Consider the following 7479-nt stretch of genomic DNA (forward strand, 5'->3'; position numbering starts at 1 on the left):
GTGGGTGGAGCGCGCGGGTGGAGTGCGTCTGCCGGCTCGGCGGTGAGTTCCCGGCGTGGTCGACGGACGAACGTGATCCTGTGTCGTCCTACGTTCATCTGCTCGGGGTTTTGGCGCAACCAGGTGTAATCCAGAGTTAGTTGAGTGACTTGTGAGTCTCTGGAGCAGCCGTTCGGACGGGTGCCGTCCACCGGTGACTCGCCGCCCCGCCGCGCCGGACCGATCGGCGGCGTCGGCTCCCCTGACGACACCGCGCCGTCCGCCCCCCACCATCGACAAGGAGCAGTGTTCATGCCACGTCAGCACGAACCCTCGGCCGGAGAGACGATGCCTTCCGTGGCCGTCCGCCGTGCGGTTTCCGTGCCCGCGCCGGGCAAGGACCCCGGCGCGGACCTGAGACCGCGTACGCCGGAGCCTGCCCCCGCTCCCGCCCCTGCCGCTGCTCCCGAACCCGAACCCGACTCCGCTGCCGGTCCGGACACCTCGGTACCGACGGCGTCGTCCCCCGAACCCGCGCCCGAGCCCGCCTCCGAGTCGGCTCCCGACCCCGCCTCCGGGTCCGCCCCCGGACGGCGCACCGGACGGCGCTTCCGGTCCGCCGCCGCGGAACCGGAGGCCGCCGGGGAGGGGCGGAAGCAGGAGGAACGACGGCGGCGGCAGACGGCGGAGCCCGACGGAGCGGAGTCCGAAGCGGCGGCCGGTGCGCTCCTGGCCGGGAAGGGCGACGGCGCGGGCGACACGAACGCGAACGCGGACACGGCCGCCGACGAGCCGGCGCCGGGACGCCTGCGCGGCCCCATGGTCGCCGCGGCCGCCCTCGTGGGCGCGGTACTGATCTGCGTACCCCTCCTGGTACTCGCCCTGAGCGGCGACGACGACGAGCGCACGGTCGAGACGGCACCCGTCGGCGGAACGACCCTCGACCCCGGTACGTCCGACGACCTCCCGGCCGTCGACTACCAGGCCGAATCCCCGTCCCCCTCGGCGTCGTCGAGCAGCCCCGAGGCGAAGTCCGACACCCGGGCCACGTCAGGGCCGCCGCCCTCCGTCTCGGTCACCGCGGACGTCGAGGAGAAGGCGGCACCCCGGCCCGACACCAAGGAGACGGCCGGGGGCAAGGCCACGCCGAAGGCGGAGAAGCCCCCCGCGATCACCGCCCGGCAACTGGCCAACGCCCTCTCCACCCGGGTCAACGCGCAGCTGAAGAACGTCGCGACCGGCAAGTGCGCCGACCTGCCCTACTTCGACAAGGGTTCGGTCGACGGCCCGGTGAGCCAGTTCAACTGCCGGCCCACCACCCAGGACAACCAGCTCTGGGACCTGGAGGTGGCCGACGCGGACGGCGGGCCCCAGGGGGCGAGTCTGTTCGTCATCAGGAACCGCAAGGACGGGATGTGCATGGACCTGCCCAACTACGGCAGTGTCGCCCCCGGGACCAAGGTCACCGAGTACCACTGCAGGCCGGCGGCGGACAACCAGCTCTGGTGGCTGGACCCGCAGCAGGGGGGCTACCGGATCCGCAACGCCGCGAGTGACCTGTGCATGAGCGTGGTCGGCGGCGGTTCCGCCGGGAACGACGCCAGGCTCCAGGTGGTGCGCTGCGGCTCGGGGTCGAGCGCGCTGCGCTGGTCCGTCGTCTCCGTCGTCAAGCCCTCCTGAACGGGGACCTCCGCTCGCCTCCTGTTTCCTCCGCCCCCGGCCCGTCCGGTGAACACCGGCCCGCCCCGCTTCGTAGGGGAACGTGTGTGACGCGACGCGGCACGGAGGCGTCCGTGCGGCTTACCGCGGGAGGCCACGGCGTGAACGGCTAGCATCGCGGACGCAGTCGTCGGCCGGGATGGTGAGGTGAGGACATGGAGACGCCGAGGATCGCCGTCGCCGTGGTGACCATGGGGAACAGGCCGGCCGAGGTGGACGCGTTGCTGGAGTCCGTGGCCAAGCAGGACCTCCCGCCCGCGCGGATCGTGATCGTGGGCAACGGCTGCCCGTTGCCCGAGTTCGCCCGGCGGTTGTCGCTCCCCGGTGAGGTCACCGCCGTGGAGCTGGAGGAGAACCTCGGCTGCCCCGGCGGGCGGAACGCGGCGATCGCGCGGCTGCGGGAGTTCGGGGACGTGGACGTCGTCGTCGAGCTGGACGACGACGGGCTGCTCGTCGACGCCGATGTGCTGCGCCGCGTGGGGGAGTTGTACGCCGCCGACGAGCGGCTCGGGATCGTCGGGTTCCGGATCGCCGACGAACGGGGGGAGACCCAGCAGCGGCACGTGCCCCGGGTCGGGAAGTCGGATCCGATGCGCGGCGGGTACGTCACCGGGTTCCTCGGGGGCGGACACGCGCTGCGGATGGCGATGCTGGACGAGATCGGCGACTGGCCCGCCGCGTTCTTCTTCGCGCACGAGGAGACCGACCTCGCCTGGCGGGCCGTCGACGCCGGGTGGCGGATCCTGTACGCGCCCGAACTGCTGCTCCAGCACCCGAAGACCTCGCCGGCCAGGCACGCCATCTACTACCGGGTGAACGCCCGGAACCGGGTGTGGCTGGCCCGGCGGCGGCTGCCGCTCGTGCTCGTCCCCGTCCATCTCGGGGTGTGGATGCTGCTCACCGTGGTGCGGAACCGGTCGGTCAGCGGGCTGCGGGCCTGGTTCGCCGGATTCACGGAAGGGCTGCGGGAGCCGGCCGGGGAGCGGCGGGCCATGAGCTGGCGAACGGTGTGGCGCCTCACCCGGCTCGGACGGCCACCCGTCATCTGACCCGCCGGGCCACCGGTCGTCTGCCGCGACCGGCCACCGCTCGTCCGGCCCGCTGGGCCACCGCTCGTCCGGCCCGCTGGGCCACCGCTCGTCCGGCCCGCTGGGCCACCGGTCATTTGCCCCGCCGGGCCTCCGGTCGTCTGCTGCGACCGGCCACCGGTCGTCCGGCCTGCTGGGCCATTGGTCGTCCGGCCTGCTGGGCCACCGGCCATCTGCCGCGACCGGCCACCGCTCGTCCGACCCGACGGGCGGAACGGCGCGGGAGTCGGCCGGTGGCCTGGTCATTTGGCGTCGGCGTAGCACTCCACCACCGCCGTCGTGAACGGGAACCGCACCGGTGTCTCGCCGAAGGTCAGCCGTCCGGCCAGGTCCGCGGCCTGCCGGATCGCCGCCACCACGGTCTCCGCCTCCTCCTCGGGGCAGTGCACGATCACCTCGTCGTGCTGGAAGAAGACCAGCTCGGCCGCCATGTCGCTCAGGGTCTGCCGCAGCGCGGCGAGCAGCAGCAGGGCCCAGTCGGCGGCGCTGCCCTGGACGACGAAGTTGCGGGCGAAGCGGCCACGGGCGCGGGCGTCGGTCGAGGAGTGGCCCGGAACCCACGGGCGGGCGGCGGACTCCCGGTCCTCCTCGGTGACCGGGATGCCCGCCTCCTCCACCGCGTCGTCCGTCGTCCGGGCGGCGGGCGGGCAGGTGCGGCCCAGCCAGGTCCGTACGAGCCGGCCCTCCTCGCCCGCGCGGGCGGCCTCGTCGACGTAGGCCACCGCCCTGGGGAAGCGGCGGCGGAGCGCGGCGAGGTTCTTCAGGCCGTCGCCGGAGGTCTGGCCGTAGACCGCGCCGAGGACGGCGAGCTTGGCCTGGGCGCGGTCGCCGGAGAAGGCGCGGTCGGAGACCGACTGGTACAGGTCGCTCTCCCGGCCGGCCACCTCCATCAGTCCGGGGTCGCGGGAGATCGCCGCCAGTACGCGCGGCTCCATCTGGTCGGCGTCGGCGACGACGAGCCGCCAGCCGGGGTCGGCGACGACCGCGCGGCGGATCACCTTGGGGATCTGCAGCGCGCCCCCGCCGTTGGTCACCCAGCGGCCGGTCACCGTCCCGCCCGCGAGGAACTCGGGCCGGAAGCGGCCGTCGCGCACCCAGTCCTGGAGCCAGGACCAGCCGTGGGCGACCCAGATCCGGTACAGCTTCTTGTACTCGACCAGGGGTTTGACGGCCGGGTGGTCGACGGACTCGATCTCCCAGCGGCGGGTCGAGCTGATCTTGATGCCGGCCCGCGAGAACGCCTTCACCACGTCGGCTGGGAGGTCCGGCCGGACCCGGTGGCCGAAGGCGGCGGACACCTCGTCGGCGAGCTCGGCGAGCCGGCGTGGCTCGCCGCCGCCCGCGTACCGCTCGCCGAGCAGGTCGTGCAGCACCGCGCGGTGCACGTCCGCCCGCCAGGGCAGTCCCGCGCGGTTCATCTCGGCGGCCACCAGCGTCCCCGCCGACTCGGCGGCCGTCAGCAGCCGCATCCGGTCCGGGTGCGCGGTCGCACCGGTCCGCCGCTGCTGCTCGGCGTAGACCGCGAGGAGGTCCGGCAGCGGCAGCCGGACGCCCTGGGGTTCGAAGAGGGAGGACTGGGCGCCCGGTTCGGCCTGGCGCTGCGGTGGATCGGGTGGTACGGGGCCGCCGCGCAGCCGGGCCAGTGCCGCCGCGGCCGAACGGGGTTCCCCGTACCGCCCCTCGTGGCCGAGCAGGAGCGTCTCGGCGGCCTCGATGTCGTAGGCCCGCTCCACGCGCACCCCCGTGGCGAGCAGGCGCGGGTAGACCTCGGCGGTGGACCGCCACACCCACCGCGTGACACCGGGACGGCTCCGGACGGCCTCGGCGGGGTCCGCCTCCCGCAGCACCGGGCCGGCGGGCAGCCCGTCCGGGCCGAGGGGAGCGACGTCCACGCCACCGTCCTCGGCCGGAGCGAGTGCCCACCGGTCGGCCATGCCACGAGTGTGGCAGGGGGGTCTGACAACGCCTCCGGTCAGCCTTCCTGAGCGGCCTCGTCCTCCGTCCGGGTCTCGACGTACTGCGCCAGCACGTCGGCGACGTACCGCTCGGTGGCGGGCTTGGTGACGCCGAGGCCGCTGAGGAGGCCCTCGCCGTTCTCGTGCTCCAGCAGGGCGAGCAGGATGTGCTCGGTGCCGATGTAGTTGTGGCCGAGGCGGAGGGCCTCGCGGAAGGTGAGTTCCAGGACCTTCTTGGCCGCCGGGCCGTACGGCACCAGCTCGGGGGCGTCCTCGACGGCCGGCGGGAGCGCCGCGCGGGCGGCCTCGCGGACCGCGTCCACCGTGACGCCCTGCTCGGTGATCGCCTTCACGGCGAGCCCCTGGGGCTCGGCCAGCAGACCCAGGACCAGGTGTGCGGGCAGGCCCTCGGCGTTCCGCGCGGCCTGAGCCTCGTTGTGCGCGGCCATGACCGTGTTGCGGGCGCGGGGGGTGAAGCGGTCGAAGCCCTGGTTCGGGTCGAGGTCGGTGCCCTCCTTGGGCACGAACCGCTTCTGGGCCGCCTGCCGGGTGACGCCCATGCTCCTGCCGATGTCCGTCCAGGAGGCGCCCGAACGGCGGGCCTGGTCCACGAAGTGGCCGATCAGGTGGTCGGCCACGTCACCGAGGTGCTCACCGGCGAGCACCGCGTCCTGGAGCTGTTCCAGGGGTTCTTCGTGGACCTTCTTGATGGCCGCGATGAGGTCGTCGAGACGCACGGATGACTTGATGGTCGGGTTCGTCGTCATGTGTCAACCGTAAGTTGACAGTCGAAGGGTGTCAACCCGAAGTTGACACTTGTGGGTGAATTCCCGGGACGTGGCACGATCGGTCCGTGAGTACGTCCAGCACCGTCGACCGCGCCTTCCGCGCCGCCCTCTACGACACCGGCGACACCGCCCTGGACACCGGCGCGTCCCTGCTCGCCGCCGACCCGGCGGCCGACGCCGAACTCGCCCGTCGGGGAGAGGAGTTCGTGGCGACCGCCTGGCGGCGCGGCTGGCAGCCCGCCGATGTCGTACGGATCGTCCGGCGCGAGCTGGACGACGTCCACGTACGGCTCGTCTCCGCGCTGATCCGCGCGCAGGCACCGCGCGACGACCGGCCGCGCGGACCCCGGTGGAAGGCCCAGCTGGACGAGCTCGGGGCGGACGACGCCCCGCGCGGCGACCGTTTCCCGTACGCCACCGCCGTCCTGGAGCTGTACCGCCTGCTGCTGCGCCTGCCCGCCCTCGAGTCCCTCGACGAGACGGCCGCCCCGGACCCGCGGGACCGGCGGCCGGAGTCCCGCGTGCTCGGCCGCATCCGCGCGCTGCTGGCCAAGGCGGAGGCGACCGGGTTCCCGGACGAGGCGGAGGCGCTCAGCGCCAAGGCGCAGGAGCTGATGGCGCGGCACAGCGTCGACGAGGCGCTGCTCGCCGCGCGGGAGCCCTCGGACCGGGCGCCGGGCGCCTGCCGGATCGGGGTGGAGCCGCCGTACGAGCAGGCCAAGGCGGTGCTGCTGGACGCGGTCGCCGGCGCGAACCACTGCCGGGCCGTGTGGAACGAACCCCTCGGCTTCTCCACCGTGGTCGGCTTCGCCCCCGACCTGGAGGCGGTGGAGCTCCTCTACACCTCACTGCTGGTGCAGGCCACCACGGCGATGACCAGGGCGGAGGCCGCACAGCGGGCGGGCGGACGCAAGCGCACCAAAACCTTCCGGCAGTCCTTCCTCGCCTCCTACGCGCACCGCGTGGGCACGCGTCTCGCGGCCGTCGCCGAGACCGCCGGGACCCAGGTGAGCGACGATCTGCTGCCGGTGCTCGCCTCCCGCGCGGTGGCGGTCGACGAGCGGACGGACCGGCTGTTCCCGGAGACCACGACCACCCGGCTGCGCGGCGTGAGCGACGCGGCGGGCTGGGAGGAGGGTGCCCGCGCGGCGGACGACGCACAGGTCGGGGCGCGCCCGCGCCTTCCCGGCAAGTCCTAGTCGCCCACCTGCTGGTAGGCGCTGACGGAGATCTTGGGGCTGCCCTGGCCGGTGGACGCGACCGGGCCGTACGTCCAGGGGGAGGTGCGGACGGCGGAGCCGCTCGTGTCACCGGGCAGTTCGACCCGCAGTTTCTCGGCGTCGAAGGCGCCGTCGCGGGGCTCGCCGCGTTCGTAGGTGAGGGTGAAGGAGGCGGACGCGCCCTTGGCCAGGGTCAGTTCCTGCGCCTTGGCGCCCTCGGCCGGCGGCACGTCGAGGGTGGCGGAATCGCCGGCTCCCACCAGGGTCGCCTCGGGGAAGCCGTCGAGCGTGCAGGCGGCGCCCCGGTTGGTGAGGCCGACGGTGACCTCGCCGGTGTCCCCGGCGGCCGGCGCGACGCTCGCGGGCCCGACCTCCACGCTCACCGTGTCGACCGAGCAGGCGGTGCTCCGCCGCTTCCCGTCGCCGTCCTGGTCGCCGTCGCCGCCCGCGCTGTCGCAGGCGGTCAGCAGGAGGAGTGCGGCAAGGGCGGCGGGGACGGCGACCGGCGTGATGCGCATGAGTGATCCTCTGGGAGTTCGTGGAGGTGCCCACCGGTCATCATCACGTACCCGCCGCCGAACCGCCCCGCGGACGGCCCCTCGCCAAGGTCTTCATCGGCCTTCCAGGGGAGCCTTCTAGTGCCGCATCAGGCAACATTCGCCTCGTAGTTAGGGACGTGGTTCACGCCGTGGGTCCCTCGGTGTCTGCCAGAATCGGCGGATGCTGAGCA

General features: G+C 73.8%; 6 protein-coding genes. 3 read left to right on the forward strand and 3 right to left on the reverse strand.

The window, feature by feature from the left end:
• Positions 1-291: 291 nt before the first annotated feature.
• Both ACH5AO_RS19865 and ACH5AO_RS19870 read left to right on the forward strand, forming a co-directional pair.
• A complete protein-coding gene (locus ACH5AO_RS19865; RefSeq protein WP_398926305.1) occupies positions 292-1659 on the forward strand; it encodes an RICIN domain-containing protein in 1368 nt (455 codons plus the stop codon).
• A 194-nt stretch (positions 1660-1853) separates the two neighbouring features.
• On the forward strand, positions 1854-2747 hold the full coding sequence (locus ACH5AO_RS19870; protein ID WP_398926307.1) for a glycosyltransferase family 2 protein: 894 nt from the start codon (positions 1854-1856) through the stop codon (positions 2745-2747).
• Positions 2748-3028: 281 nt separating this feature from the next.
• On the opposite strand, the gene ACH5AO_RS19875 is transcribed toward ACH5AO_RS19870, so the two are convergent.
• Together ACH5AO_RS19875 and ACH5AO_RS19880 are read right to left on the reverse strand one after the other, a co-directional pair.
• Positions 3029-4720 carry a bifunctional 3'-5' exonuclease/DNA polymerase gene (locus ACH5AO_RS19875; RefSeq protein ID WP_398926309.1) on the reverse strand — a complete coding sequence of 564 codons (1692 nt, stop codon included), beginning with the start codon at positions 4718-4720 and terminating at the stop codon, positions 3029-3031.
• 38 nt (positions 4721-4758) lie between these two features.
• Positions 4759-5508: a Clp protease N-terminal domain-containing protein gene (locus tag ACH5AO_RS19880; RefSeq protein WP_398926310.1), complete on the reverse strand. Its 750-nt coding sequence runs from the start codon at positions 5506-5508 to the stop codon at positions 4759-4761.
• 86 nt (positions 5509-5594) lie between these two features.
• Between ACH5AO_RS19880 and ACH5AO_RS19885 the strand changes: the two genes are divergently transcribed.
• The gene (locus ACH5AO_RS19885) at positions 5595-6728 is read left to right on the forward strand and encodes a DUF2786 domain-containing protein (protein ID WP_398926313.1); all 1134 of its coding nucleotides are present in this window, start codon (positions 5595-5597) and stop codon (positions 6726-6728) included.
• Here ACH5AO_RS19885 and ACH5AO_RS19890 read toward each other — a convergent pair.
• Positions 6725-7267 carry a DUF4232 domain-containing protein gene (locus tag ACH5AO_RS19890; protein ID WP_398926315.1) on the reverse strand — a complete coding sequence of 181 codons (543 nt, stop codon included), beginning with the start codon at positions 7265-7267 and terminating at the stop codon, positions 6725-6727. The two genes, ACH5AO_RS19885 and ACH5AO_RS19890, sit on opposite strands and share 4 nt — an antisense overlap.
• Positions 7268-7479 lie beyond the last annotated feature (212 nt).

The organism is Streptomyces sp. NPDC018964 (genome assembly GCF_044390325.1).
Classification (GTDB): domain Bacteria; phylum Actinomycetota; class Actinomycetes; order Streptomycetales; family Streptomycetaceae; genus Streptomyces.